Annotated in this window: 31 protein-coding genes; 5 read left to right on the top strand and 26 right to left on the bottom strand. The window is 46.3% G+C overall.

Going from position 1 to position 26,925, the window contains the following annotated elements:
• Position 1: 1 nt before the first annotated feature.
• Together FD968_RS04520 and FD968_RS04515 are read left to right on the top strand one after the other, a co-directional pair.
• Entirely contained in the window at positions 2-1,162 is a 1,161-nt protein-coding gene (locus FD968_RS04520) for a GNAT family N-acetyltransferase (RefSeq protein ID WP_215367606.1), read from the top strand.
• Complete coding sequence (locus FD968_RS04515; RefSeq protein ID WP_215367604.1) at positions 1,159-1,425, top strand: DUF1289 domain-containing protein; 267 nt, start codon at positions 1,159-1,161, stop codon at positions 1,423-1,425. Before FD968_RS04520 ends, FD968_RS04515 begins: the two co-directional genes overlap by 4 nt.
• Positions 1,426-1,469: 44 nt before the next feature.
• Here FD968_RS04515 and FD968_RS04510 read toward each other — a convergent pair whose 3' ends face one another.
• Together FD968_RS04510 and FD968_RS04505 are read right to left on the bottom strand one after the other, a co-directional pair.
• Positions 1,470-3,077 carry an ABC-F family ATPase gene (locus FD968_RS04510; RefSeq protein ID WP_215367602.1) on the bottom strand — a complete coding sequence of 536 codons (1,608 nt, stop codon included), beginning with the start codon at positions 3,075-3,077 and terminating at the stop codon, positions 1,470-1,472.
• Positions 3,078-3,187: 110 nt separating this feature from the next.
• Positions 3,188-3,898: a queuosine precursor transporter gene (locus tag FD968_RS04505; protein ID WP_215367600.1), complete on the bottom strand. Its 711-nt coding sequence runs from the start codon at positions 3,896-3,898 to the stop codon at positions 3,188-3,190.
• A gap of 95 nt (positions 3,899-3,993) precedes the next feature.
• Here FD968_RS04505 and FD968_RS04500 point away from each other — a divergent pair, with 95 nt between their 5' ends.
• The gene (locus tag FD968_RS04500; RefSeq protein ID WP_215367598.1) at positions 3,994-5,172 is read left to right on the top strand and encodes an acyl-CoA dehydrogenase; all 1,179 of its coding nucleotides are present in this window, start codon (positions 3,994-3,996) and stop codon (positions 5,170-5,172) included.
• Position 5,173: 1 nt separating this feature from the next.
• On the opposite strand, the gene mnmH is transcribed toward FD968_RS04500, so the two are convergent.
• The 17 genes from mnmH to FD968_RS04415 all read right to left on the bottom strand — a co-directional run bounded on the left by mnmH (position 5,174) and on the right by FD968_RS04415 (position 17,984).
• Entirely contained in the window at positions 5,174-6,247 is a 1,074-nt protein-coding gene (mnmH, locus tag FD968_RS04495; protein ID WP_215367596.1) for a tRNA 2-selenouridine(34) synthase MnmH, read from the bottom strand.
• Between the two features lie 9 nt (positions 6,248-6,256).
• Complete coding sequence (locus FD968_RS04490) at positions 6,257-6,676, bottom strand: thioesterase family protein (protein WP_215367594.1); 420 nt, start codon at positions 6,674-6,676, stop codon at positions 6,257-6,259.
• A 20-nt stretch (positions 6,677-6,696) separates the two neighbouring features.
• The gene (locus FD968_RS04485; RefSeq protein ID WP_215367592.1) at positions 6,697-7,041 is read right to left on the bottom strand and encodes a TIGR01244 family sulfur transferase; all 345 of its coding nucleotides are present in this window, start codon (positions 7,039-7,041) and stop codon (positions 6,697-6,699) included.
• Positions 7,042-7,112: 71 nt separating this feature from the next.
• Complete coding sequence (locus FD968_RS04480; protein WP_215367590.1) at positions 7,113-7,550, bottom strand: YeeE/YedE family protein; 438 nt, start codon at positions 7,548-7,550, stop codon at positions 7,113-7,115.
• A gap of 1 nt (position 7,551) precedes the next feature.
• Complete coding sequence (locus FD968_RS04475; protein ID WP_215367588.1) at positions 7,552-7,989, bottom strand: YeeE/YedE family protein; 438 nt, start codon at positions 7,987-7,989, stop codon at positions 7,552-7,554.
• Between the two features lie 23 nt (positions 7,990-8,012).
• The gene (locus FD968_RS04470) at positions 8,013-9,134 is read right to left on the bottom strand and encodes a YeeE/YedE family protein (protein WP_215367586.1); all 1,122 of its coding nucleotides are present in this window, start codon (positions 9,132-9,134) and stop codon (positions 8,013-8,015) included.
• Between the two features lie 17 nt (positions 9,135-9,151).
• A complete protein-coding gene (locus tag FD968_RS04465) occupies positions 9,152-9,469 on the bottom strand; it encodes a hypothetical protein (RefSeq protein ID WP_251367641.1) in 318 nt (105 codons plus the stop codon).
• A 58-nt stretch (positions 9,470-9,527) separates the two neighbouring features.
• A complete protein-coding gene (locus FD968_RS04460; RefSeq protein ID WP_251367640.1) occupies positions 9,528-10,451 on the bottom strand; it encodes an MBL fold metallo-hydrolase in 924 nt (307 codons plus the stop codon).
• Between the two features lie 59 nt (positions 10,452-10,510).
• Positions 10,511-10,948, bottom strand: a complete 438-nt coding sequence (locus tag FD968_RS04455) for a DsrE family protein (protein WP_215367584.1) — start codon at positions 10,946-10,948, stop codon at positions 10,511-10,513.
• Between the two features lie 21 nt (positions 10,949-10,969).
• Entirely contained in the window at positions 10,970-12,700 is a 1,731-nt protein-coding gene (gene soxB / locus FD968_RS04450; protein WP_215367582.1) for a thiosulfohydrolase SoxB, read from the bottom strand.
• Positions 12,701-12,755: 55 nt separating this feature from the next.
• Positions 12,756-13,379, bottom strand: a complete 624-nt coding sequence (gene soxX / locus FD968_RS04445) for a sulfur oxidation c-type cytochrome SoxX (protein WP_251367639.1) — start codon at positions 13,377-13,379, stop codon at positions 12,756-12,758.
• Between the two features lie 34 nt (positions 13,380-13,413).
• Positions 13,414-14,226: a sulfur oxidation c-type cytochrome SoxA gene (soxA, locus tag FD968_RS04440; protein WP_215367578.1), complete on the bottom strand. Its 813-nt coding sequence runs from the start codon at positions 14,224-14,226 to the stop codon at positions 13,414-13,416.
• Positions 14,227-14,270: 44 nt separating this feature from the next.
• Positions 14,271-14,579 (bottom strand): thiosulfate oxidation carrier complex protein SoxZ, encoded by a 309-nt coding sequence (gene soxZ, locus FD968_RS04435; protein WP_087909856.1) that lies wholly within the window; start codon positions 14,577-14,579, stop codon positions 14,271-14,273.
• A 56-nt stretch (positions 14,580-14,635) separates the two neighbouring features.
• A complete protein-coding gene (gene soxY, locus FD968_RS04430) occupies positions 14,636-15,088 on the bottom strand; it encodes a thiosulfate oxidation carrier protein SoxY (protein ID WP_215367576.1) in 453 nt (150 codons plus the stop codon).
• Positions 15,089-15,155: 67 nt separating this feature from the next.
• Positions 15,156-16,244 carry a c-type cytochrome gene (locus tag FD968_RS04425; RefSeq protein WP_215367574.1) on the bottom strand — a complete coding sequence of 363 codons (1,089 nt, stop codon included), beginning with the start codon at positions 16,242-16,244 and terminating at the stop codon, positions 15,156-15,158.
• Positions 16,228-17,628 carry a sulfite dehydrogenase gene (gene soxC, locus FD968_RS04420; RefSeq protein WP_215367572.1) on the bottom strand — a complete coding sequence of 467 codons (1,401 nt, stop codon included), beginning with the start codon at positions 17,626-17,628 and terminating at the stop codon, positions 16,228-16,230. The genes FD968_RS04425 and soxC overlap by 17 nt, the downstream gene beginning before the upstream one ends.
• 20 nt (positions 17,629-17,648) lie before the next feature.
• Entirely contained in the window at positions 17,649-17,984 is a 336-nt protein-coding gene (locus FD968_RS04415) for a metalloregulator ArsR/SmtB family transcription factor (protein ID WP_215367570.1), read from the bottom strand.
• A gap of 107 nt (positions 17,985-18,091) precedes the next feature.
• Between FD968_RS04415 and modB the strand changes: the two genes are divergently transcribed.
• Together modB and FD968_RS04405 are read left to right on the top strand one after the other, a co-directional pair.
• On the top strand, positions 18,092-18,739 hold the full coding sequence (gene modB / locus FD968_RS04410) for a molybdate ABC transporter permease subunit (protein WP_371817743.1): 648 nt from the start codon (positions 18,092-18,094) through the stop codon (positions 18,737-18,739).
• On the top strand, positions 18,739-19,845 hold the full coding sequence (locus FD968_RS04405; protein WP_215367566.1) for an ABC transporter ATP-binding protein: 1,107 nt from the start codon (positions 18,739-18,741) through the stop codon (positions 19,843-19,845). Before modB ends, FD968_RS04405 begins: the two co-directional genes overlap by 1 nt.
• A 6-nt stretch (positions 19,846-19,851) precedes the next feature.
• On the opposite strand, the gene FD968_RS04400 is transcribed toward FD968_RS04405, so the two are convergent.
• The 7 genes from FD968_RS04400 to accD are packed head-to-tail and all read right to left on the bottom strand — an operon-like array spanning position 19,852 to position 26,921.
• Positions 19,852-20,475 carry a bifunctional 2-polyprenyl-6-hydroxyphenol methylase/3-demethylubiquinol 3-O-methyltransferase UbiG gene (locus FD968_RS04400; protein ID WP_215367564.1) on the bottom strand — a complete coding sequence of 208 codons (624 nt, stop codon included), beginning with the start codon at positions 20,473-20,475 and terminating at the stop codon, positions 19,852-19,854.
• 22 nt (positions 20,476-20,497) lie between these two features.
• Entirely contained in the window at positions 20,498-21,706 is a 1,209-nt protein-coding gene (locus tag FD968_RS04395; protein ID WP_215367562.1) for an O-succinylhomoserine sulfhydrylase, read from the bottom strand.
• 60 nt (positions 21,707-21,766) lie between these two features.
• Positions 21,767-23,305 (bottom strand): amidophosphoribosyltransferase, encoded by a 1,539-nt coding sequence (purF, locus tag FD968_RS04390; RefSeq protein WP_215367560.1) that lies wholly within the window; start codon positions 23,303-23,305, stop codon positions 21,767-21,769.
• Between the two features lie 4 nt (positions 23,306-23,309).
• On the bottom strand, positions 23,310-23,876 hold the full coding sequence (locus FD968_RS04385; protein ID WP_215367558.1) for a CvpA family protein: 567 nt from the start codon (positions 23,874-23,876) through the stop codon (positions 23,310-23,312).
• Complete coding sequence (locus FD968_RS04380) at positions 23,876-24,700, bottom strand: SPOR domain-containing protein (protein ID WP_215367556.1); 825 nt, start codon at positions 24,698-24,700, stop codon at positions 23,876-23,878. The genes FD968_RS04385 and FD968_RS04380 overlap by 1 nt, the downstream gene beginning before the upstream one ends.
• Before the next feature lie 3 nt (positions 24,701-24,703).
• Complete coding sequence (gene folC / locus FD968_RS04375) at positions 24,704-26,029, bottom strand: bifunctional tetrahydrofolate synthase/dihydrofolate synthase (RefSeq protein WP_215367554.1); 1,326 nt, start codon at positions 26,027-26,029, stop codon at positions 24,704-24,706.
• 4 nt (positions 26,030-26,033) lie between these two features.
• Positions 26,034-26,921: an acetyl-CoA carboxylase, carboxyltransferase subunit beta gene (gene accD / locus FD968_RS04370; protein ID WP_215367552.1), complete on the bottom strand. Its 888-nt coding sequence runs from the start codon at positions 26,919-26,921 to the stop codon at positions 26,034-26,036.
• Positions 26,922-26,925: the final 4 nt, after the last annotated feature.

The raw sequence follows: 26,925 nt of genomic DNA, 5'->3' as shown, positions 1-26,925 counted from the left end.
AGTGTCAGGCGTCAATAAGCTCCACATAGAAATCCTAGATCGTCTATCAGATGTATCTGCAGCAGAGTGGAACGCCCTGCACGGTCCTGACGCTGGACCTTTTCTAAAGCATGAATTCTTAAGTGCTCTTGAAGAGACGGGTTGCGTTGGTGGTACCACTGGGTGGCAAGTTGCCCATTTGGTTTTAAAGCGAGATGAGCAGTTAGTTGGTGCAATGCCACTCTATTTGAAGCAGCATTCCTATGGTGAGTTTGTTTTTGATTGGTCTTGGGCCCAGGCTTATGAACAACAAGGCTTGAACTATTACCCCAAGGTTCTTTGCGCCATCCCTTTCACCCCGGTACAGGGATCGCGCATCCTTTGCAAATCTGAATCAGATCAGAATGCGCTGATTGGCGGACTGAAGTCCTTGTTGAGTGAGAATGGCCTCTCTTCTGCTCACATTCTATTTCCTATGGCTACTGAAGCAGAACAACTTAAGGCACAAGGCTTTTTATTGCGAGACTCGGTGCAGTTTCATTGGCATAACCAGGACTTTCAGAGCTTTGAACAGTTTTTGTCTGCGCTAACCATGAAGCGCCGCAAGAATATCCGTAGAGAACGTGAACAAGTAGCACGAGAGGCGATTTCATTTAGACACGTTCCCGGAAAAGAATCAACTGATCAAGATTGGGAGTTCTTTTTTGACTGTTACCAAAATACTTATCTTGAGCATCATTCGAGCCCCTATCTCAGCGAAGCATTCTTCAAGCTGTGGGTAAAACGATCCCCTGAAAATCTTCACCTCATCATTGCCCAGCGGAATGGAGTTTCGATTGCATCCTCTTTGCTCGTAGTCGATAAACAATCCTCTAAAGCGTATGGCAGATACTGGGGTGCACTGGAGCACATCCCTTGCCTGCACTTTGAAACCGCTTACTACCAGGCGATTGAATATTGCATTACTCAAGGCATTCAGACCTTTGAAGGTGGCGCACAGGGCGAGCACAAAATGGCGCGGGGATTTTTACCCACCACTATTCAATCGGCTCATTTCATTCAAGACCCTAGGTTTTCTAAGGCTGTTGCGCACTTCCTTGAACGTGAACACCAAGGCATTGGCGCATACGTTGATGAGCTTGCCGAGCATAGTCCGCTGAAATCGACTAAAGTACTTCCATGAATTCTGGAAGTAATCACAATCAAGCACCGCAAGATGGCTCACATTCACTCTCTACTGGAGACGATGAATCCGACTCGCCTTGTATCGGCGTCTGTACCACTCTTTATGATGAGATTTGTCAGGGCTGTGGTCGCACTCTCAGTGAAGTCAGCAATTGGGTCTTCTTCTCTGATGAAGAAAAAGCTTCGGTCTGGAAACGCATCCGCGAAGATGGCACTGCCACTCGCTTTCAGCGACAGGCCAAAGAAAATAAGCCCGCGTAATTCGCAGGCTTATTGTTTGTAAAACTTTATTCTTAGCTAATTGCTTAGCCAGTCAATTCTTGGCTACGTAAATACTCTTCATAAGTACCCGAGTAATCCACCACGGTGCCATCCATCTTGACTTCTAAGATGCGGTTCGCTAAAGCAGATACGAATTCACGGTCATGAGAAACAAAGATTAGCGTGCCATCAAATTTCTCAAGTGCAATCTGCAAGCTCTCAATTGATTCCATATCCATGTGATTGGTTGGCTCATCCATTGCCAGCACGTTGTATTTCTGGAGCATGAGTTTGCCCCAAATCATGCGACCCTTTTCACCACCAGAGAGAACCTTGACTGACTTGCCAATATCGTCACCAGAGAACAAGAGGCGACCCAAGGTGCCACGAATGACTTGATCATCATCACCAGTGTTACGCCAGTTATTCATCCAATCCATGAGTAACTCATCTTTGGTGAACATCTCAGTATTATCCTGCGGCATCACGCCAACGTTGGCGTTTTCAGCCCACTTAACGTCACCGCTATCCGCAGCAATACCATCAAAGCGTTTGCTAAGAATGGTTTTAAGCAATGTTGTCTTACCTGCTCCGTTTTGACCAATGATGGCAATCTTTTCACCAGCACGAACACCCAACTTGAAGTTCTTGAAGATCACGCGGTCATACGCTTTAGTGAGTGCATTGCACTCAACCGCCATGTTATGCAGTTTTTTCTCAGTATCAAAACGAATGAATGGATTTTGACGTGATGATGGCTTCACTTCTACAACTTCAATTTTCTCTAACTGACGTTGACGCGAAGTTGCCTGACGTGCTTTAGAAGCATTTGCAGAGAATCGTGCAACGAAAGCCGCTAATTCAGCAATTTTCTCTTTGGCTTTGACGTTATTGCTTAACTGTTGTGTGCGCGCCTGCACAGATGCAAGCATGTATGAATCGTAATTACCAGGATAGACTTTGAGTGTTCCATAGTCCATATCCGCCATGTGTGTACAGACCTCATTGAGGAAGTGGCGATCATGGGAAATGATGATGATCGTGCTCTTGATCTCATTGAGAATGTCTTCTAACCAATGAATGGAGTGAATATCCAAGTTATTAGTTGGCTCATCGAGCAATAAGACATCTGGATCAGAAAACAAAGCCTGGGCAAGTAATACGCGCAATTTCCAACCTGGGGCGACGTTGCTCATCGGGCCATTGTGCTGCTCAATCGGAATACCAATTCCCAACAATAACTCACCTGCTTTTGCTTCGGCGGTATAGCCACCGTATTCAGCATACTTCCCTTCGAGCTCTGCAGCCTTCATGTAGTCTTCATCAGTAGCATCTGGGTTTGCGTAGATCGCATCGCGTTCTGCGGCTGCTTTCCACATCTCTTCGTGACCCATCATCACCACATCAAGCACACGCACATCTTCATAAGCAAACTGATCTTGACGTAACTTACCTAAACGAATACCAGGATCCAAGCTTACGTTGCCGCTGGTTGGCTCTAACTCACCGCCAAGGATTTTCATGAAAGTGGATTTGCCGCAACCGTTTGCCCCAATGAGGCCATAGCGATTACCACCGCCAAACTTCACGGAAATATTTTCAAACAGGGGCTTTGCCCCAAACTGCATGGTGATATTAGATGCGGACAGCACGGATGTTTTCTAGCTTTCTGAAATTCAATTCAACAGATACCCCTAGCATTAGGGGCAAAGACCATTATTTTAACGGTTTAGAGCTGGGAAAGCTCTAAATCAGGTCTTGCTTAGACTTTGACCCGAAATGGTGTGAAATTCGTGTGAATATCGTAGTAATCCTCGTTTTCTTTACGCTTGAGGAAATTGACAATCCAGTAGGTCAAGGGTGTTGCCAAGACCTCCCAAGCCGTTTTGAGTGCGTATTGGGCTAGAGCGACTTGGATGATTTCATGGGTTTGCCAAATGCCATAGAAGGCCAGCATGTAAAAGAAGGATGAATCGACTAACTCACCCACTGCCGTAGAGCCGATCGTGCGCATCCACAAAAATCGACCTTGAGTCCAAATCTTCATCTTGGCCAATACGAAACTATTGGTAAAACTACCGCACCAGAAAGAAAACATCGAGGCCAGCGCAATGCGCCATGAATTTCCAAAAACAGTCTCTAGACCATGCTGATAATTGGCCATGTACGCCCCAGGTGCGACTGGCAAAGCAATCACAATCTGCGCCATGATGGCTGCAAAAGCCAAAGCTGCAAACCCCGCCCAAACAGCGCGCCGGTCATAAGCATAGCCATAGACTTCAGTGAGGATATCGCCAAAGAAATAGGCAATCGGGAAAAATAAAATACCGCCACCAAAAGTCAATTCACCAAAATAAGGCAGGTTGACGACAGCCGCTTTACCAGCCCCGATAAAGTTCGAGCACAGCAGCACAACCACAAAGGCAGCCAGAATCAGGTCGTAATAGCGATGGTGTCGTCTTGGCGAGTCCATAAGTCTAGAAAAATGGATAATAGAAAGAAGAATATCCGCATTCTTGGACTTACGCAGGAGGCGGGCAGAAAACAATCCATAGGACGACGAGAACCATGAGTAAAGCCAGTTTTAATTGGGAAGACCCCTTATTACTAGATACCCAGCTAAGCGAAGAAGAGCGAATGATCCGCGATGCTGCTGCGGAATATGCTCAGGGTCGTTTGATGCCCCGCATTTTAGATGCTTACCGCAATGAAACCACTGACCCCTCCATCTTTCGCGAGATGGGTGAACTTGGTCTCTTGGGCATCACGATTCCAGAAGAGTATGGTGGCGCAAATTTAAATTATGTTTCGTACGGATTAATTGCTCGTGAAATCGAGCGCGTCGATTCTGGTTACCGCTCCATGATGAGCGTGCAGTCCTCTTTAGTGATGGTGCCGATTAATGAATTTGGCTCTGAAGCCCAAAAACAAAAATATCTGCCTAAATTAGCTACTGGTGAATGGATTGGTTGTTTTGGTTTAACTGAACCAAACTATGGCTCTGATGCAGGCGGCATGATTACACGTGCAAAGAAAGTTCCTGGTGGATTTTCTTTAACAGGCTCCAAGATGTGGATCTCCAATGCACCGATTGCCGATGTCTTTGTAGTGTGGGCTAAGAATGATGAAGGCGTGATTCGCGGCTACATCCTTGAAAAAGGCATGAAGGGCTTAAGCGCTCCAAAGATCAGCGGCAAGATGGGTTTACGCGCTTCTATCACCGGTGAAATCGTGATGGATGAAGTATTCGTCCCCACTGAAAATGAATTCCCTGAAGTCACAGGTCTCAAAGGTCCATTCACCTGCTTAAATTCTGCGCGTTACGGAATTTCTTGGGGCGCATTAGGTGCTGCTGAATGGTGCTGGCAAGCTGCGCGCCAATACACCATGGATCGCAAACAGTTTGGCAAGCCATTGGCTGCCAATCAACTGATTCAAAAGAAATTGGCTGATATGCAAACCGAGATTGCACTTGGATTACAGGGCTGCTTGCGTTTGGGTCGCATGAAGGACGAAGGTATCGCTGCCCCAGAAATTACCTCCATCATGAAACGCAACTCTTGCGGTAAGTCGCTAGACATTGCGCGTATGGCACGCGATATGCACGGAGGCAATGGCATCTCTGATGAGTATGGCGTAGTCCGCCATATGATGAATTTAGAAGTGGTGAACACCTATGAAGGCACTCACGATATTCACGCCCTCATTTTAGGTCGTGCACAAACCGGCATTCAAGCTTTTAGCTAATCTAGACTTTTTGCTTTGCCACGATGGCCTTTGCGGCTTTAGCAAAGGCCTCGTCACTATCATTCTCTAGCTGCACAAAGTTCTCAATCTTGTATTGAGGAAAATTGCGCACAATGGAGGATTGATAGGATGGGTCATAGTGCTTGACCAACAACTCCTCTACCAATTCCGGAAACTGCCCTGCATCAATCGCCTCATTCCATTTAGCGATTTGCACTTTTCCATAATGCGCTGTTAGCAAAGAAAGTTTGTGCTTAAAGTTGTCGGTATCGCTCAAAAAATGATGGTATTCACGGATGAGCCACGACACCCGTGTTTGTGTGCTCGAGCGTAATTCAATACAAGCCCCATTGCGAATCTTTTCCATCAGGGCATCAGGTATGTGTACGCCACCTACTTTCTTGCTCTCAGACTCAACGAGTACAGGCTTGGAAGGATCCAAGGAGCGCAGCGCATTCCAAAGCTCAGTCTCAAAACCTTTTTGCGAGGGCTGCTCGATGTTTGGCTCATTGCCCAACACGGATCCACGATGAATGGCTAAGGCTTCAAGGTCCAAAATCTGAGCGCCATAGTTCTGCGCTTCTTGCAGCACTCGAGTCTTGCCACTGCCGGTCATGCCGCAAATCACTTGAAACGAAAATTGCTTTGCAGCCCCCTCTAAGCCGTCAATGACAGTGCGCCTAAATCCTTGGTAGCCACCCTCTAGCTGCATCGCTTTCCAGCCAATACGGTTGAGAATATGGGTAAATGCCCCACTTCGCTCACCACCACGCCAACAATAAATCAATGGTCTCCACTCACGCGGGAGTTCCAATAAATGATTTTCAAGATGATTGGCAATATTGCGAGAGACTAATGCCGCACCTAATTTCTTTGCCGCGAATGGCGATACTTGTTTATACAAAGTACCTATTTGAGCGCGCTCTTCATTATTCAGGACGGGGTAATTTACAGCTCCGGGAATATGATCGAGAGCAAATTCTGCCGGCGATCTAACATCGATGATGAGATCAAAGCGATCTAGCTCAGTCAGAAATTGATCCAACCTTAAGATATGCGGATTGCTAGGTTGCATATCGCAGCGTTAGCTAATCTTCCGCAGAATATCTTCTGGCCAAGGGGCTGATTTATTGGTATTGAGGTCTACCCAAACCATCGTAGCACCGCCAATTGCAGCCTCTTCATCAGGCGCGGTAGTTAAAGCCATACTGGTATAGACATCCATACTGGTTCTGCCAATCGCACCAATAGAGGTTTTTAAGATGAGCTCACCTGGATAAGAGAGTTGCTTGTAGAAGTTGCAAAAGCCATTCATCATCAACATGGACTCTCGCCCTGGTGCTACTTGATAGCCTAAAGAGGTAATCCACTCAACCCGCGCCTGCTCCATATACCGAAAGTACACGGTGTTATTCACATGCCCATAGGTATCCATATCGCCCCAACGAATTGGCATGACCATTTCATGAACGAGCTTACGTTCCTCTGGAATAACAATGCGCATGGTGATTGCTTGCTTTGGCTTTATTTCACTTGCAATGCAAGCTGGTACAAATTGGTTGAGCGTGCGCCTGATCTACAGAAAGCCAGAACAGGTCCCGGCATTGTTTTTAATAAGCGCGCCATCTCTCGTACTTGATCAACAGTGATTGCGCTTGGTACTACAGGTAAATAGGCGTAATTCAATCCTAACTTTTCTGCTTCAGCTTGTATGCTGGCATTGGTTGGTTGATCAGGGCCGCCTTCCCCATCAGGGCGATTGTTGATAACGCTTTTATAGCCTTGCTTGGCAATTTCAGCTAAATGACTCGAATCGATCTGACCGAGAGTACCGAATTGATCGTTATGACAAGTAATAGGAAGACTCATTACACCCTCTTCAATTAAGAATTAATCACTAAGAATAGGATTCATTCTAAATCAGGCGCTATTAGACCGTCCTAGACTATCTTTCTATGGGCACTAAAGAAGCGATCGCAAATTTCCATGCCTGCCAACATAGCGATTGCGAATACCAACGCCTTGACATGTCCAGCACCTAAGGCCACCAAGGCTGGACCAGGACAAAAGCCTGCTATTCCCCAGCCAGCACCAAAGATCAGGCTGCCAATGATCAGCGGTTTGGTAATGTCTCTTCTCTTAGGAATATGCAGTGCACCACCAAAAAAAGCTTCGGTTCGCTTGCTAACGACATAAAAGCCAGCAAGACCCACCAAGACTGCACCGGCCATGACAAACATCAGAGAGGGATCCCACGATCCTGCCAAATCTAAAAATCCCAAGATTTTCTGGGGATTACTCATGCCGGAAATAATCAGACCCCAGCCAAAGAGAACGCCGATCAAATACTGACTCAATAAACCGAAGTGCTTTTTCATCTTAGCCTCCGATCACATGGCGAAGAACAAACACCACCAGGAAACCAGCTCCCATGAATGAGAGCGTAGCCACCAAAGAGCGTGGTGATAGACGAGAGAGACCGCAAATTCCGTGGCCGCTAGTACAGCCAGAGCCATATTGAGAGCCAAAACCAACCAATAATCCTGCGATGATAATTGCAATCCAATCGGCATCTACTTCAACGATGGGTCGAATTTCAAAAAACAAAGCTGCCAATACAGGAGCAGTAAGTAAGCCCAAAACAAGCGCAATACGCCAAGCGCGATCGTCCTGTTTGGGATGGAGCAGGCCAGAGATGATTCCACTAATACCGAGTATGCGACCGTGGAGCAAAACATACAGTGCGGCTGCGATCCCTAAAATCATGCCACCCAGCAAGGATGGAATGGGGGTAAATGTGAGCCAATCGATTTGCATGGGTTTTATTTAGTGAGTTCGTTTTAGCTACAAGGATTTGGGGCAAGGCGCATTTTTAAATAACGCAGAGCCAAATAGGCGCCAAATATGAAACCTGGGAGCGCCAATAAGGAACCAAGGGCTAGAGTTGAAATACCACTTAAACCCTGACCTACTGTGCAACCTAAAGCGGTAACACCACCAAAGCCCATCAAGCTTGCTCCTACTAAATGGTTGGCGGTATCTTCAGTATTGCGAAATGATTCCCAGCGGAATGTTTTTGTCACGATTGAAACGATGAATGAACCCAGAATCATGCCAATCACAGCAACGATACCTACAGTGAGTACTTTTGAGGTATCGCTATACATCATGAGCCAATCTAGAGAATAGGCATAAGGCGCAACAAAAGATAAGCTTTCCATACGGCCAGAGTTTGTTACCAAAAATACCTCTTCAAGCGTATTTGGATCTTCCGCCACAAATCCTAAGCTGCCAGATACCCACCAGACTGCACAAATTGCTACCCCAACTGCAATACCTGCAAACAGATTATTAGCCGTCCAAAATGCTTTGCTGGACAAGGCATAAGCAATAAATGCAAAGCCAATCAAGAGGCCCAAGGCAAGATGTAGATTCGCGCGAGCCATACCCAAAGGACCGCTGAGCAGGCTAGGCAAATCTTGTGGACTATTAAATGCAATAAACACGGTATCCAGAGTATTGATACGCACAACACCCAAAAAACCACGCATGGTCATATAGGCAGTCAAACCCAGCACCATAAAGACAATCACGGACTTCAAGTTGCCTCCGCCGATGCGAACTAAAGTCTTGCTTCCGCAACCGGACGCTAAAACCATTCCGAAACCAAATAGCGTGCTACCCACAATCGTCGAGAGCCATAAGAACTTATTGCCGGTATAAAAACTCTTCAGTGAATCAATCAAGCCCAAATGAGATAACAAAGTAAAGCCCAAAATAGAAACGCCAATCGCTAAGAACCACTGTCTTAGACGATCCCAACTGGACATGATGAATGCATCAGAAACAGCACCCATGCTGCAAAACCCAGTCTTTTGCATAATTGCACCGAGAGCAAATGTAATAGCAAAAGTCGCCCAAAGGACTGACCTACTTAAAGAATTAATATCTACAACATCCATAGCGACTATATAAAAAATTAAGGTTTAAATTTATAAAACTGTTGATTGAGATAGGCAGCAACGTCAGCCTCATCCTCTGGAAAAAGATCTAAGCGAAGTTCGGTATTACACAGACCCACCATCTTCTTCAAGTTGGCCATTGACTTCACCTTGCTATCGCTACGCGTATAAATCATGTCGCCATTACCAAAACCCGTTTTTTTAGCATGGCAGGCATAGCATTTTTGTTGATCAATGCTTTTACCGTTTGCCAAATCAGGTGCGGACAAGACTGGTGCAGAAACGAGTGCACTCAGAATCACGACTGAAAGGTTTCGAATAAAAATCATTTTCATTACAAATCAAGGATTTAGCATTAATCCTCTATTTTAAGGCCCAATGGCCAAAATTGCCCTATTCCGCCTGGATCGACAGATAAACGTTATAGGCATTCATGCGGTTGGCCGCTCTAAACAAAGGCATTCCTTCGTATTCAGACCAATCAGCTTGCTTGTAGGCATCCTCAAAAGAGTCGAGATTCAGGGCGGCTTCCGTCATGGATTGACGTAGATACTTGAGGTAGTTCCTTGTGAAGGCAATATCCTCAACCGGCTTCACTGAATATCCACCATGACCCGGAATCACAATAGTCGGATTGATTCGTTCAATTTCATCTAGAGCAATTAACCAACCCTTGCTATCCGCATTGCCAACAAAGGGAATGCGCCCCCGAAAGACGAGATCCCCAGCAAAGAGGACTTTTTCTGAGGGCACGTAAACCATCAAATCTTCAGGGGCATGCGCAGGACCAACCCGACTGATGAAAAACTCTATTCCACCAATATTGAGTTTTGCCTTCTGATCAATCCAAATATCTGCGGCAATTAACTTGGTGTTCTCATTGACCCATGGTGCAAAGTCCATCCTAGAAGCGATCAAGCGTTGCTTAGCAGTCTCAGAAGAAAGATAGTTTCTACCCTCACCCTGTGCATATATTTTTACGCCAATCTTTTTAAACTCTTGCAAACCATAAACATGATCAGCATGGTAGTGACTCACAATCAGTGCAACTACCTTTTGATTGGTCACTTTCTTAATCTCGGTAATCAACTTTTGCGCCAAGATAGGCGAACCCAATGCATCCACTACCACTACGCCACCTGGGGTCACCACAAATCCCGCATTAGAAATAAAGTTCTGATTGGTGCCACTACCCATCTCAGCAAAACCTTGCACAAAATAAGTATGGGGCGCCACCTGAATCGGCTTCAGCGCAATGATATCTCCTGTCTTGGCAGCTTGTGCGCAAGCGATACCACTAAAGACGAGGGATCCCATGAGGATCCCTATCAAATAACTTGCAAATCGAATATAGCTAGTCAAGCTATTCATCATGCTTATGGCTTGATGTAAGCAAAGCCATCTTTGTATTGAAGATCAGCAACGCGCACCACACCTGAAGGCGTGAAGTCCGCATCCAATGTGAATTGGTCTTTTTTCAAGTTACGATTTTTCAAAGTAATTTCGCAAACTTCAAATTTGACGCCTCGCGATTTCAATGCGCCAACTAGTGGGGCATATTCTGTACCATTCTTTTTATCTTTAGCACCCTCCATCAACAAGTCAACACCATTGGCATGCGTCACCACAATAATGGTCGTCTGTGGGGAAACATCTAAATGATTGCGAATATTGCGTAAACCTTTCAAGCCTTGGGCTTCAGCATCATCGATGTGATAGACCACTTTGGTATTGCCCGTAGGTTGAGCTAAAGCAGTTGAGCAGAACCCTAAAGTAAGGGCCAGAGCAGTAAGAAAGGAAAGTAGTTTTTTCATATGAATATTCGATGAATATAATTAGATTGGAGCCATGCCGGGATTATTCGCAACACCTTTAATGATCGGCTCATTGAGCTTAACAGCTTTAACGACTTTGACATCACGCAGGTGTCGTTCCATGACATCCCAAATTGCTTCGCCACCAGCATTTTTGGCCTCTTCGCTGACTGGAGCCCAACCTGCAACCTTATAGGTCTTGCTGGCCTCAATCGGCTTACCATTCAAGCGCATATCGGTGATGCGCTTACCAGCAGTTTGCGCTGGGTCAATGGTGTACTGCATTCCACCTACACGTACCATGTCGCCACCCTGCTGGTAATAAGGATCAGGGTTAAATAAGTTATCGGCAACGTCTTCTAAAATGGTTTTGATGGTCTCACCAGTCATGTTGGTGACGGTGGTGTATGGATAGGTAATCGCAGTTTGATCCAACAAGTTCTCGCGAGTAATCGCTTGGCCCGGCAACAGGCTAGTTCCCCAGCGGAAACCTGGTGAGAACGCAATCTCCGCATTCTTCTGCGCCATCAATCCATCCAAGATGAGCTGATCGAAGCTGCCATTAAAGTTGCCACGGCGATATAACAGTCCTTCAGTGGTAGCTAGCTTTTCATTTAACTTCGCTTCATATGGTGCCCTGACTTTGGTGATGAGTTTGCTCATCGTTGGGTCAGCCGGAATCATATTCGAGAAGATCGGCAGCAACTTGTAGCGGAAATCAACAGGCTTTCCGCCCTTCACATCAAAATCGAGTACACCAAGGAACTTACTATTGGAGCCTGCATTAGTAACAAGCGTTACACCACCAGCATTTTTTACCTTAACCGGAATAGGAACGCCGTCATGAGTATGCCCACCTAGGATTGCGTCCAAACCACGAACACGGGAAGCCATCTTCAAATCCACATCCATACCATTGTGAGACAGAAGCACCACAACCTTGGCCCCTTTTGATCTCACCTCATCGATAGTCTTTTGCATATTCTCTTCCTGAATACCAAAGGTCCAATCAGGAGTGAAATAGCGAGGGTTAGCAATTGGTGTGTAAGGGAAAGCCTGGCCAATGATGGCCACTTGTATCCCGTTCTGTACCTTCATGACGTATGGATTAAATACCATGTCACCAAAGTCTGCAGTCTTAATGTTTTGCGCAATAAAGGAGACCTTGCCTTTGAAGTCACCATTCACAATTTCCATCACGCGCTTCTCACCTAGCGTCATCTCCCAGTGAGGCGTCATCACATCAACACCTAAAGCAAGAGCGGCATCAACCATGTCTTGACCATTAGTCCAGAGCGCCGTGCCAGAGCCTTGCCAAGTATCGCCACCATCGAGCAATAACGCTCCAGGACGACTGGCTTTCATTTGCTTGATCAGTGTGGCCATATGGGCAAAGCCACCCATCTTGCCGTAGTTTTGTGCAGCAGCTACGTAATCCAAATAGGTAAACGCGTGAGCATCGCGAGTTCCGGGTGCAATTCCATTCGCTTTTAAGAAATATTCGCCAACCAAGTGTGGCGTCTTGCCTTCTTGCGTGCCAATACCCAGATTAACATTTGGCTCACGAAAATAAATTGGTAGCAATTGCGCATGGCAGTCCGTGAAATGTAGAAAATGTACGTTACCAAATTTAGGCAAGTCATAGAATTTTTGAGCAGTAACTTGTGCATTTACAAAATTGGATTGCAAACTCATCCCGCCAGCAGAGGCAATCGCCAAGGCCTGCAAAAAATCGCGACGACTTAAAGACATAAGATTCCCCTTACAAAAACAGGCCTGTCGGCCTGTTTTTTATTTTGGTATTTATTTACTGATTTACTGGAGAGGCAGGATCGAGCAGCAATGCCATCACATCCTGAATCTGCTGTTCATTTAAAAGCTTGAAGTGGGCGAAACGCGGCATATTACTACATGCGTTATAAGCCTTGGAATTATTAATACGATTCCAGGTATAAGTCACAACCTCTGGAGAATAGCCACGGAGTTTGCCGTAGTTCCACAAAGTAGGCCCAATCGTGCCATAAGAAATCTCTTTCTTATCAATCTGATGACAGTTGTAGCAGCCGCCTCCAACGGGGGTATCTGCTTTATCAGTCCAAGTAGCGCCACGACCGCTTTGGGCAATCGCCTCACCCTTCTTCCAATCGCCGATGTACTTGCCATCGGAAGGCTGCTTAATGCTGTCCATATTCATTTTCTGAATCTTGTCACGCATCTTTTCACCCTGCTTGCTATTTGCAAACACGGGATCGGAACAAAACTTTTGCGTTGCATCTTGATCAATACGGTCAAGACCGGCGATACCTTCAGCTCTAAAACCATCCTTCATCATTTTGTTGAACTTAGGATCATTCGCTTGTTGAGCATTTACGGGAGCTTGAATAGCAACAGCAGCCAAAGCAAATACAGTGGTGGCTAAGAGGGATTTCATGTTCATCATTTTCATATTCTCTGTCTCTTATCCATTAACGCTTCAAACCGGGGGTTTCAACTGTGCCGCCATTGGCGTTCTTTGCCATATACATCGACAAAGCTACAGTTAAATCAGAGCCATAAATTGGGAATGGGAAACGTTGCTGACGATAGCAATCATTCAAACGCTGTTGCATTGTCCAGAACTGTCCACTGGAAACGCGATAGGCTGGCCAATAACCCCAACCCATAGCTGCACCCTTTTGAGTCGTGATGTTAGGCAAATCTTGCAAGCGAATTCGCTTACCATCTTCACCGTGACAAGAGGCGCAGGAGAAATCCATTGGACCACCCTGGAAATAGAATGCACGCTTACCAAGCTCATACATTTCTTTTTCTTTAGGATGACTGGTGCTCACTTTAATCTTGTCGCCCTTAGATAAAGTCACGACATAAGCAACAATCGCCTCCATATCTTTCTTTGGACCTTTTTGAAATGGTGCATCGACCATTTCTTGTGGGTCACGACCTTGTAGCTTCTGCATACAGGTCATCAAACGGGACTCCAGATCTTGAACCTTGTTGGTGTCTTTAAAGTAGCGTGGCAACTGCGCTGCCGCACCCTTCACAACGCCAGGTCCTAGACCTAAATCACACTTTTCAAGAGTAGCATTTTTGGGGCCAGCTGGCTTTTTCCAAAGCTCTTCACCTGCAGCCTCATAAAGTTCGGAAGGGTTTCCGTCTGCAATCATCTCGCGATATTTTGCAATATCGTCTGTTGCATTTTGCGCATAAGACGAAGATGAAATTGACAACATCGTTGCCAATAATCCTGAGGCTAAGCCTAAGGTGAATTTACGCTGCATTTGTTACCCTTTCAAAACCATTCAGACGGTGAAGATGAATCGCATTAAGAAGCTGTTGCTTCGTCAGTACGTTTGTCGCCCTTACTATCTACCCAGCTCACCACAATCTTGTCACCTTTAGCGCCCTTGTATTTGAAGTTCAAAAATGGATCCTTAGAAACCGCTGGACCAAACTGACCATTCAAGACATCTTTACCATTGGCTTTGACATTAATTGTGCTGATGAACCATGCTGGAATGGTTTTACCGGCAGCATCTTTACGCTGACCTGATTCCATGTCATGTTTCATCAAAATTTTTACATCCACAATTCCACCGTTCTCAGCAGCTCTAACGCGCATTGGATCAGCCATGTTTTCCTCTTTTAATCTAGTTATTCGTTAATCGTATTTATTGGGATTGCGTGCTATTAACCGCCGCAACCACCTAAAGTCACTTTCACTTCTTTAACAGCCATGCTCCATTTGCCATCCGCTTTTACTAAAGCATAGACATTAGAGGTTTGACCCATCTTGATACGCGTAGTAACAAATGGTTCAGTGCCGGCTGGAATAAAGAATTGCGCTGCTAATGCACTTGGGTTTTTCTCAACCAAGATTGCCATTTGCTCTGCTTTGAGAGTTGTGACAATGCCAACTGGAACTACCGCACCATTTTCCGCAATATCTGGGGCGTTCAAAGTGACGGCGCCAGATTTGTCTGGGCTACCCGCACCCAAGACTTTAAATACTTCATCAAGGCTCTTCCCCTCAAAAGCGGCTTTATTCCACTCTTGTGCTTGGGCTACGCTAATAAGACCCGCAGAAGCCATCAAGCCAAAAACGGCTGAATATTTCAATAAACTGCGTCGCTGCTGATTCATAAAAACTCCTTTAATAATCTACTCGTAGTATCAAATATAGTGGTATTTCAAAAAACCTTCTGTAAATCTACTGTCCCGTTAATACCCAACGCACTAGAGTCGCTCTATCCTCATCAGATAGCTGTGCCTGTGGCGGCATCGGAATCGCCCCCCAAACCCCTGAACCCCCATTTTTGACCTTAGCCATGAGCTTTTCTTGAGCCCCACTCTGCCCCTTATATTTCGCTGCAATATCGGCAATAGACGGCCCAACCAATTTGGCATTCGGTGCATGACATGCTGAACAGTTTTCATTCTTAAACAGCGCTGCAGGGCCTTTTGTAGTAGCAGCATGGGTATCAGCAGCATGTGCCAGACCTTCACCAGATGATCCAGGTAATTTAGCAATTGGTGGCTTGGTTGAATCTGAGCCGCGATATGGTCCATACAAGCGATTTTGCTCTGCAATATTGCCATGGGCATTTCTGGCGAAGTCTGGGAGGGTTGATCCAATCTGCACAAACTTCACGCAATTAGTCATGCAAGATGAACCATTCACGTCTGGCTTGCCGTTCACGCTCCAGAAGCCATGGTTGCGAGTCATACCATTGCGGTTAGGCATCTTCTTCTGCACTTCTGCGATATTGGCATTACTCAAGACAAAATCATCTGGAACGATTTCACCCAAACTTAAGATAAATGCGACTAGAGCATAAGTATCATCCGCCGTTAATGATCTTGGTGCGTTCCAAGGCATAGCGCGATAGATGTAGTCCCACAAAGTAGAAACTGTAGGGACCTTCATTAAGGTAGTGCGTTGAGGTTGCTTACGATCCGCCAAAGAAGCAACTCTTCCGGTCTTTACGTCATCAGTAGTTGTTCCCCCAGCGATCGGAGTAAATATCTCATTCGATTCACCAAAGACACCGTGACAACTAGCGCATTTAGATTCCCAGATTACTTGGCCTTGCGCAACAGAGCCAGATCCTTTTGGTAGGCCTTTGAAATCAGGTCGTACATCGATGTCCCAAGCAATCACCTCTGCAGGTGTGGCATTGCGGCCGATACCTGGGAATTTAGTAGACCCCTGGGTGCTTTGTGCAAACGCTAGATGGGCGGAAAATATCCCAAAGGCTAAAAGCGCTAGGCGAGCAAATAATTTATCCAACTTGCACATTGCTCACCTCACCGTTTGCATCTAATTTCCAGGACTGAATTGCATTGTTGTGATAAATCGAGCGGTTACCTCGTAAATCTCGCAATATCTTAATTGACGGTTGAATGTATCCAGTGTCATCTACTGCTCTAGATTGCAATATTGCTGGTGACCCGTCCCATACCCAATCAATATTAAAACGGGTAATAGACTTCGTCAGCACTGGAGTCTCAAGCCGTGCAGTCCGCCAGTTATTGCCGCCATCAAAGGAGACATCAACCCGTTTAATCTTGCCGCGACCCGACCATGCCATGCCGCTCACGTTGTAGAAACCTTTATCCAGTAGCTGCTGCCCACCAGAAGGTGTAGTAATGACCGATTTACATTCTTGAATCGAAGCATATTGACGATGCATACCATCTGGCATTAATTCAATATAGTGAACCGCTTCATCCTTGGTGTTCCACGGCATATCCCCCACCTCAAGACGCCGCAACCACTTCACCCAGCTAACACCTTGAACACCTGGCACCACAAGACGCAATGGGAAGCCATTTTCAGGGCGCAACATCTCGCCATTCATGGCCCAGGCAACAATCGTGTCATCTAAACAGCTCTCGAGATTGATCGTACGAGTCATACCAGAACCATCACCACCTTCAGCAAGCAAGAACTTACCTTTTTTCAGATCGGCGCCGCACTCATCTAGCAATACCTTCAGTGGTACGCCAGTAAATTCGCAACAAGAGAGCATGCCGTGGGTATATTGCACAGTTGGAACTGCAACGTTGCCCCACTCCAATCCAGTATTGGCACCACACTCAATAAAGTGTGTACGAGAAACTGAGGGCAATCTCATCAAATCATTCATTGTGAATACACGGGCATTCTTGACCATGCCATTCACCATCAAGCGATGGGTCTCTGGGTTGAGGTTGTACCAACCTTGGTGGTGACGCTCGAAATGCAAACCGTTTGGAGTAATCGTTCCAAATAAACCTTGCAATGGTGTGAAGGCAACTGAAGCAGCTGAGACACGAGTTAAACCAGGAGATTCACGACGAATCAAATTGGCTTCATAGATTGATGGCACACCATACGGCATGGTGGCAACGTTTTTACCCAATGTAGTTTGCCACTCCTGTTTCTCAAGAATTGCTGGGTCACCTTCACCGGCTGCAAAAGCCATTGGAGCGGCCAAGCCAGCAGCCGCACCACCAATAGCCGATAAAAAACCCTTACGCAAGAAGCCGCGACGCGTTTCATCTAATCCGTTGGCATTGATATCGGCGATTAATTCTTGAGAAACGAAATGCTCTGGGGCTTTCACTAGACGAGCTCTGTTAGTAGGCTTCTCAACTGCAGATATATCCTGAGCACTCAGTTCAATTTGCTTCTTAGTCATAAAGTCTTTATCTCAAAAAATTAATGAATGCCTTCGGCGATCTTGGCACATACCGACTGGCACATATCTACAGTAGCGTTATCCGCAATCGCGTAATAAACAGTGACGCCCTCTTTGCGTCTGAGCAGTATTCCGGCTTTGTGCAATGCCAAAAGATGTCTTGAGACATTGGCCTGGCTAGAACCGCAAAGCTCAACAACCTCAGAAACAGACTTCTCTCCACTGCAGACTGCATACATAATTCTTAGGCGCGAGGGTTCGGATAGCACATTGAAATATGCCGCCACTTTTGAAAATACCTTCTCCATTTGCTTGGGAGTGAGATTTTTCGTCGCTTTTTGAGCTCTAGCTTTCATGTACTCTATCGATATATGCGTATATACGCATATTTAACGCTGATGTATCAGAACTTTATATAGAGAGATACCCTGATGGAATCTGACGATACAATCAATTTATGGATATGGAAGCACTACTTCTCTCAATCAAACTGGCTTTTTGGACTCTTGTCCTGATCCTGCCGTTTGGGGTTTGGGTGGCCCACTCACTGCAGAGGATGGGTAAAAGTAGGTCTTGGATTGAGGCTGGATTAGCTCTTCCCCTGGTACTTCCGCCGACCGTATTGGGCTACTACCTTCTTGTTGGTCTGGGTGGTAAGACCATATTCGGCATTCCACTCGTATTTTCATTCACCGGCATCCTGATAGCCTCCCTGATTGTAAATTTACCGTTTGCTATTCAGCCAATCCAGCGTGCTTTCGAATCGATTAATCCGGAAATCAGAGAGGCGGCTCAAGTGAGCGGTCTTTCTCAATGGCAAATTTTTCGCTTGATTGAGCTTCCTTTAGCTTGGCGAGGCATTACTAGCGCAGCAGTTCTCACCTTTGCCCATACCCTTGGCGAATTTGGCGTGATCCTCATGGTTGGTGGCGCCATCCCCGGAGAGACTAAGACTGTTTCAATTGCAATCTATGACAAAGTACAAAGCTTTGATACTGCGGGTGCTGGTGCGCTGTCATTAATCTTATTGGCTACTTCGCTAATTGCTATTGCCATTTCCTATGGCGTATTTGGTCGCCAACCATCAGCAACTAAAAGATGGGGAAGCTAATGCTGAAAGTTAAGCTCTCCCAGATTAACCCTAACCCTTTGCAACTTAGCATTGAGTGCATTCCCGGTGAGTTGCATGCCCTAGTGGGCCCTTCAGGAAGTGGCAAGACAACAGCTTTGCGCACCATTGCTGGACTCAATCATGCGGATAGCGGAAAAATTGAATGTGATGGTGAGTTATGGTTTGAGGCCAATGATATTCATGGCGTTTCTACATCTCTTAGTCAGGCCAATCGTTCATGCGGCTTCTTATTTCAGCAATACGCTCTATTTCCCCACTTAACAGCTTTAGATAATGTTTGTATTCCCCTGTTCAACTCGGTCACCAATCTTGTTGATCGTAAGGCTCAAGCACAAGAATGGTTAGATCGAATGGGTATTGGTGAATTGGCCAACCGCATGCCAAATCAACTATCGGGTGGGCAGCAGCAACGAGTTGCTCTGGCTAGAGCGTTAGCGCGATCGCCAAAAGTATTATTGTTAGATGAACCCTTCTCTGCAATTGACGCACCTACTCGTCAAGGTCTTTACAGAACACTGGCCGAGCTTCGCAAAAATTTAAACATTCCAATTCTTTTAGTCACCCATGATTTGCGTGAAGCAGATTTATTGGCAGACCGCATTACCGTGATTGATCGAGGCGTAGGGCTACAAACAGCGGCACCTCAAGTTCTATTCGATAGACCTAGAAACTCACGGGTCGCTGAGCTGGTTGGTATTAGCAATATGTTTGAAGGGATCTTTACCGCGGGCAAACTAAGCTGGAATGGAAGTCAGCGCACCTTTGAAGTAGTGGATAAAGGCAAGATTCCACCTGACACCCCTGTTGCATGGGTGATACCAGCTGAAGGTTTAAGTCTGCATGCAGAGGGCAGTGTTGCGAGCATTGAGTCAACCGTAGAGCAAATTAGTACCCTTGGGCAGATGGCCGTGATTCAACTTCGTACCACAGATGGTGCGCATGTGATTACCTGGGAAGCGTCTGCAGCTGAAGTAAAGCGCTTAGCTCTAGAGGCAGGAAAAATTACCCATCTTGAAATAGATGGCGGCAAGATTCATATCATGCCCTTGCGCCCAATCAACGATCCTAGGCGCTTCAGCAATTAATTAAAATCAAATAGGCTTTTGAGCTATTAAGCCCAAGATTGCTGACATACCAGTATGTCTTGGACCTTCAGAGAGTTCTTTCTCGTAGCTAACGAGCTCTAGGATCTGAAAATCTTTAGCAAGATCTCTGATCAACTCTTCTGTGTACAGATGTTCAATTAAAGATGGTCCACCAGTTTTATATTCAAGCTGCTTAGGGGTATAGCCCTGCAGGATAAAGAGTCCGCCTGGCTTGGTCGCCTTATATGCTTGCTGGAATATTCTGGCGCGCATTGCTGGATCAGCGAACTGTATGAAGATCCCAATCACTGCATCATAAGTATTTTGATGCCATGCAAAACCATCAGTATCCGAGAACGAATACTCGACCTCGACTTGATTATCTTTGGCAAACTGCTTTGCCTTACCCAAAGCGATATCCGATGCATCAAAACCAACCACTTGCATGCCCTGCTTGGCAAGCCAGACACCATTGCGACCTTCGCCGTCAGCAATACATAAAACTTTATCTTTGGGCTTTAGGTATTGCTTTGTTTTCTCAACCAGATACTCATTGGGTTCTTTGCCAAAGATGAACTCTTCTTTATCGAAGCGCTCATTCCAGAATTGGGTTGCATCAGCAAAGCCCATAGACTTACTCTGATGTACCTGATTACTTTTTGAGTCCACCAACGAGGTCGTTCTTTAAGTCGTTGATGTTTTCAAGGCCAACCGCAATACGTACTAAGCCATCAGAGATGCCGGCGGCTTTTCGAGCTTCTGGAGTCACTCGACAATGCGTTGTTGTGGCTGGATGCGTAATGGTCGTGCGCGTATCACCTAAGTTTGCCGTAATCGAGCAAAGCTTAGTTTGATTAATGAGCTTGAACGCCGCCTTCTTGCCACCCTTCAAGGTGAAAGAAACAATCGCACCACCCTCTTTTTGTTGGCGCATTGCCAAGGCATGTTGAGGATGCGATTTCAGGCCAGGATGGTAAACGCGCTCAACGCCGGACTGTTTCTCTAACCATTGCGCTAAAGCAAGTGCATTTTGACTCTGTTGCTTCATACGCAGCTCAAGCGTCTCAAGTCCTTTAAGGAAGACCCAAGCATTAAAAGCAGACAGTGTTGGTCCCGCTGTACGAACGTAGGGAAATACTTTACCCATGACAAAGTCTTTACTTCCGACAATCGCACCACCAACCACTCTACCCTGACCATCTAAATACTTCGTTGCCGAATGAATCACGACATCTGCACCCAATGCCAATGGCTTTTGTAAGACTGGCGTGCAAAAGCAGTTGTCTACCGCAAACAAGGCCTTAGCTTTCTTGGCAATTTTAGAAATCGCTTTGATATCCGCAATTTCCGTTAAGGGATTAGACGGAGTTTCTAAATAGAATAGTTTGGTATTTGGCTGGACAGCGGCCTGCCATGACTTGGTATCCGCCAAATCAACATAAGTCGTGGTAATGCCAAAACGACCGAGGATATTGGTGAATAGCTGAATCGTTGCACCAAATACAGAGCGAGAACACACCACATGATCGCCGGCCTGCAAATGCGCCATCGCCATGGTCAAAATGGCTGACATACCAGAGGCTGTAGCAATACAAGCTTCGCCACCTTCTAAAGCAGCTAGGCGATCCTGGAACATGCTCACGGTTGGATTAGTAAAGCGCGAATAGATAAAGCCCTGGTCTGCATGAGCAAAGCCATCGGCCGCTAACTCGGCACTATCAAAACAGAAACTGGAAGTGAGGAACATCGCCTCCGAATGTTCTTGGTATTCAGCAGTACGGCGAGTACCAGCGCGAACCGCTAAGGTCTCTAGCGCTAGCTTAGAAAAATCAGGTTTTTTGCGGGTAGTTTTACTCTTCATGCTGCTATTTTGACACCGAATTGCTAATTTGCCTCGCAAGAGGTAAATTGCTGTCGCTTTTTAGTCTTCGGTTGCCAAATGCAGATGGAGCTGAGAACGGGCAAAGTCACTGGAATCCCGCTGACGATCGGCTTTAGCTGCAGAGGAATTGCGTTGCGCTTCCAAGGCATCCAAATACGAGTCATTAATATCGCCAGTGATGTAATGGCCATCAAAGCAAGAGGCTTCAAAGTTCTTGATATTGGGATTGATATCTCTCACCGCTTGCTTCATATCTTCGACACTTTGATAGATCAATTGATCTGCACCAATCATCTTATTGATTTCTTCATCCGTACGACCATAAGCAACCAACTCGCTTCTTGTTGGCATGTCGATACCATACACATTTGGGAAGCGCACAGGAGGTGCAGCAGAAGCAAAGATCACCTTCTTCGCACCGGACTCACGAGCCATCTGCACAATCTCAAATGAGGTTGTGCCGCGAACAATAGAGTCATCCACAATTAAGACCGTCTTGTCTTTAAACTCAATCCGCATAGCATTGAGTTTTTGACGAACAGACTTTTTACGCACCGCTTGACCAGGCATGATGAAGGTGCGACCGATATAACGGTTCTTAAAGAAACCTTCGCGATAATCCACACCCAAGTTTTTAGCCACCTGCATTGCAGCAGGACGACTGGAGTCAGGGATCGGCATGACCACGTCGATCTCATCGACATTGGTTTCCTTGCGAATCTTCTCAGCTAAATAATCACCCATACGCATGCGCACGTTGTAGACAGTGACGCCATCAATCGTAGAGTCTGGACGAGCCATGTAGACGTACTCAAAGATGCAAGGCGTCAGAACTGCATTCGGTACGCATTGACGCGCATAGAAATTGCCATCCAAATCAATATAGATTGCTTCCCCAGGATTCACATCCCGTACAAAGGTAAAACCAAGACCCTCTAGTGCAACTGATTCCGAAGCCACCATCCATTCAGGACCTTGTGGTGTATCGATACGACCAATGCATAAAGGACGAATGCCAAACGGGTCACGGAATGCTAATAATCCATAGCCGGCAATTAAAGAGACCACTGCGTATGAACCTTTAACGCGACTGGTTACTCCAGTAACGGCATTAAACATTGCGCCCTCATCTAAGGCAACGCTATTGGTTTCTTTTTGAAGCTCGTCAGCTAAAACGTTTAACAATACTTCGGTATCAGAGCTTGTATTGATGTGACGACGATCACGGTAAGCCATCTCTACACGTAGACTCGGCGCATTAGTGAGGTTGCCATTGTGGGCCAAAATAATGCCGTATGGGGCGCTCACATAAAACGGTTGCGCCTCTTCTTCGCTGCTGGCTGAACCTGCAGTTGGGTAACGTACTTGACCAATACCAGCACTACCAACCAAGCTGCGCATATTGCGGGTTCTAAAGACATCTCGTACCAAGCCATTGGCTTTATGCATCGTGAATGAATTACCATTCATCGTCGCAATACCAGCTGCGTCCTGGCCGCGATGCTGCAAGAGCAACAACGCATCGTAGAGAAGTTGATTTACTGGTGAGTGGGAAACAGTTCCGACGACGCCGCACATATCTCTAGATTCCTATTGTTAATTTAGGAGTAATGGTAGGGGTAACTTTAGGCATTGCATCACTCAACTGCTTTGCCCAATCGGCTGGTAACCAACCTTTAATCAATCCAGTGGCCATATCTACGGCCGGTCTGGTGATGGCATTCTTCCATGCCATGCTTTGGGGAATCGGAGTTAAGGCAGCTAAAGTAGCAAGTAGCACCACAATCAAACCACCACGCAACAAGCCGAATACCAGACCTAAAAAACGATCAGTCAGACTTAAGCCTGCTGACAAAATAATCTTCTGCACTACCCCACCAAACAACCCACAAATAATCAGCGTTAATACAAACAGAATCAGCCAACTCAGACCAAGGCTAAGCAACTCATCTAGGTGAAAAGTGGAAAGCCATTCGGTTGAAAGGTAGTTACTGTAGTGGTAAGCCACCCAAGCAGCAACAAACCAAGAGGCAAGTGCAAGCACTTCTTTAAATAAGCCGCGAGAGATACCCACCAAAGCAGACACCAAGAGCACAACTAGGGTGAAGTAATCCACCGATGTTAGCTTTAAGGTGGATATGTATTCCATTACTGCTTACCAGTCTCGACGAGTCTTGGTGAAAGACCCATCGCCTTGATTTTCTTTTCGGCTGCCTCAGCAGCATCCTTATCTGCGTAAGGTCCAGCGCGCACTAGAAAAATCTTGCCGCCATCAGTACCTGCTTTATTCAAAACAAAACTAGGAATCTTTTGATTTTTGAGTCTAGCAACTAATGCTTTAACGTTGTCCTCAGATGCAAAAGCACCAATCTGAATCACGTATTTACCTGAACCATTTGCGCCATTACTTACTGCATTCGCTTTGCTCGCATCATCTACTTTTGGTTTAGTAGCAGTAGCAGCAATTACCTCTTCGCCAGCAGCCAAACCGAGAGCGGGAGCTTTGCTTGGGGCTGGTGTACTTGGTGCGGCTGGTTTAGTTTCTACTTTCGCCTCGACCTTAGTTTCTGGTTTTGCTTCAGTAGCAGGCGCAGGTGCAGCAACTTTTGGAGACTCAGCAGGAGTTTCTGTTTTTAGTTTCTCTTCTGGCTTAGCGTCAGGCTTTGTTTCGGCGCCTGGCATCGGCAAACTCGTCACGATATTGACTGCAATATCGTTGGGTGCCGTTTTTGGTCTGCTATCAAGAATACGAGGTAAGCCAACTACCGCAATGAGGACTAATACTGCAGCGCCAATTAAACGATGGCGCGCGCGTTGTTGTTCTGGATCTTCGGTGAGCGCAAGCTCTTCTGCTTCAGCAGCACGTTGAAAACTGCGAGGGGCAGCCCGTTTAGCGGAGCGTCGCCCTACTGAACCTAATTCAAGGTCATCAGCCTGTGTTTTTCGCTTAAAAAAGCTTGGTAAACGAATCATGGATCAATGCGCCTGGTTGTTTCGATAAGCCATTACGCCTGCAACGGTATAGAAGGATCCGAAGGTCACAATTCTATCACCCTCACCAGCCTGAGAAAGCGCTTTTTGATACGCTAAAGCAGGATTTTCGAAGATTTCGATGCCGCCGTCAGCCCCATTTTTAGGATTTACCCCCATAGCTTCGAGCTTTTGTGCCAAGTCTTTTGCAGTAGCTGCTCGAGGGGTCGGTAAATCAGTGCAGAACCAGAAATCGACGATATTGAGTAAGGGTTTGATCACACCCTCAATATCTTTATCGGCCATAGCCCCAAAAATGGCATAGGTGTAGGGGTGATAGCCCATTTTGTCTAAACCCTGACCAAGAGTCGCGGCAGCATGGGGGTTATGAGCTACATCCAAAACTACGGTCGGCTGGCCAGGCAGGACCTGAAAGCGCCCTGGCAACTCCACTAGAGCAAAACCATTGCGAATATCTTGAGCGCTGACTGGCAGGCGTTGATGTAATGCCATTAATGTGGCAATGACGGCTGAAGCATTGAGAATTTGATTGGCGCCTCGCAGTGCTGGATAGCCCAGACCACTAAAACGTTTATTACGCCCAGCCCAGCCCCATTGCTGTTTGTCACCCTGGAAGTTGTAGTCACGCCCTTGCAGCCAGAGATCGCATCCCAACTTTTCTGCGTGGTCAATGAGCGTTTGTGGTGGCACGGGATCTCCGCAGACCGCAATATGGCCTGGGCGGAAGATGCCCGCCTTTTCTAAGGCAATGGCTTCACGCGTACCACCCAAAAAATCCGCATGGTCAATATCAATGCTCGTCACAATCGCACAGTCAGTATCCACAATATTGACAGCATCTAAACGCCCACCCATACCCACTTCCAATACAACTGCATCTAAATTGGATTTAGCAAACAAATGCATGATCGCTAAAGTAGTGAACTCAAAATAGGTAAGCGTTGGGGCATCAGCCAAACTGACTCGCGCCTTTTCAACTGCAGTGAAGTGTTCGAGCAAAAGATCATCTTTGACCTCTTCGCCATTCACCCGAGCCCGCTCATTAAAGCTGAGTAAATGGGGTGAAGTATGGCAACCGACTCGATAGCCAGAGGCTAGCAAAATACTTTCTAGATACGCACAGGTAGAACCTTTGCCATTGGTACCAGCAACCGTAATCACTGGGCAATCAAAGTGGAGATCTAAGGCAGCTTTAACGCGATTAATCCGCTCAAGACCCATGTCGATACCGACTGGGTGAGCCGTTTCGAGGTGGCTTAGCCAGGCCTCGAGGCTAGAAAATAGAATTGGGGCTTGGTGTGCTGTGCTCAAGCGCTTAAACTGCTGCGCTACCCGCGATCGCAGGCTCAGGAAGTTTTTGCAGCAAAGCTAATAAGCGCGCAATCTCTCCACGCATCTGACGGCGATCCACAATCATGTCAATGCCACCTTTTTGCATTAAGAACTCAGAACGCTGAAAACCTTCCGGCAATTTTTCACGAACAGTTTGCTCAATCACGCGAGGACCAGCAAAACCGATCAAGGCTTTTGGCTCAGCCATCACGACATCACCCATAAAGGCGAAGCTAGCGGAAATACCACCCATCGTAGGATCAGTTAATACGCTGATATAAGGCAAACCTTTTTTGGATAGCAAGGTCAACATCGAGTTGGTCTTAGCCATCTGAAATAGAGACAGCAAGCTTTCCTGCATCCGTGCGCCACCAGTAGCAGTCACACAAATGAAAGCGCATTTTTTATCAATGGCTTCTTGTACGCCACGCGCAAAGCGCTCACCTACTACTGATCCCATGGAACCGCCCATGTATTGGAATTCAAAGCAAGCGGCTACTACTGGAATCGTTTCAATTTTTCCGCCCATCACAATCAGAGCCTCTGTTTCACCGGAAGCATCATTGGCTTCTTTAATGCGATCGGGATACTTTTTAGAATCTTTAAATTTGAGTGGATCGGTTGGATAGATATCGGCACCGATTTCGTAACGCCCTTTAGGATCAAGTAAGTTATCTAAGCGCTGACGTGCGCCAATGCGCATGTGATGACTGCATTTTGGACAAACCGAAAGATTGGCTTCGATATCGGTACTGTAGAGAACTGTTTCACAACTGGGACACTTAACCCACAATCCTTCTGGTACTGATTTGCGATTTGCAGGATCAGTATGTTGTATTTGGGGAGGGAGTAATTTATCTATCCAGCTCATTAGT

Origin of the sequence: Polynucleobacter sp. AP-Titi-500A-B4 (genome assembly GCF_018688095.1) — a bacterium.
Lineage (GTDB): Bacteria > Pseudomonadota > Gammaproteobacteria > Burkholderiales > Burkholderiaceae > Polynucleobacter.
Note: the sequence above shows the minus strand (reverse complement) of the source record. Positions and strands in the feature narration are given on the sequence as shown.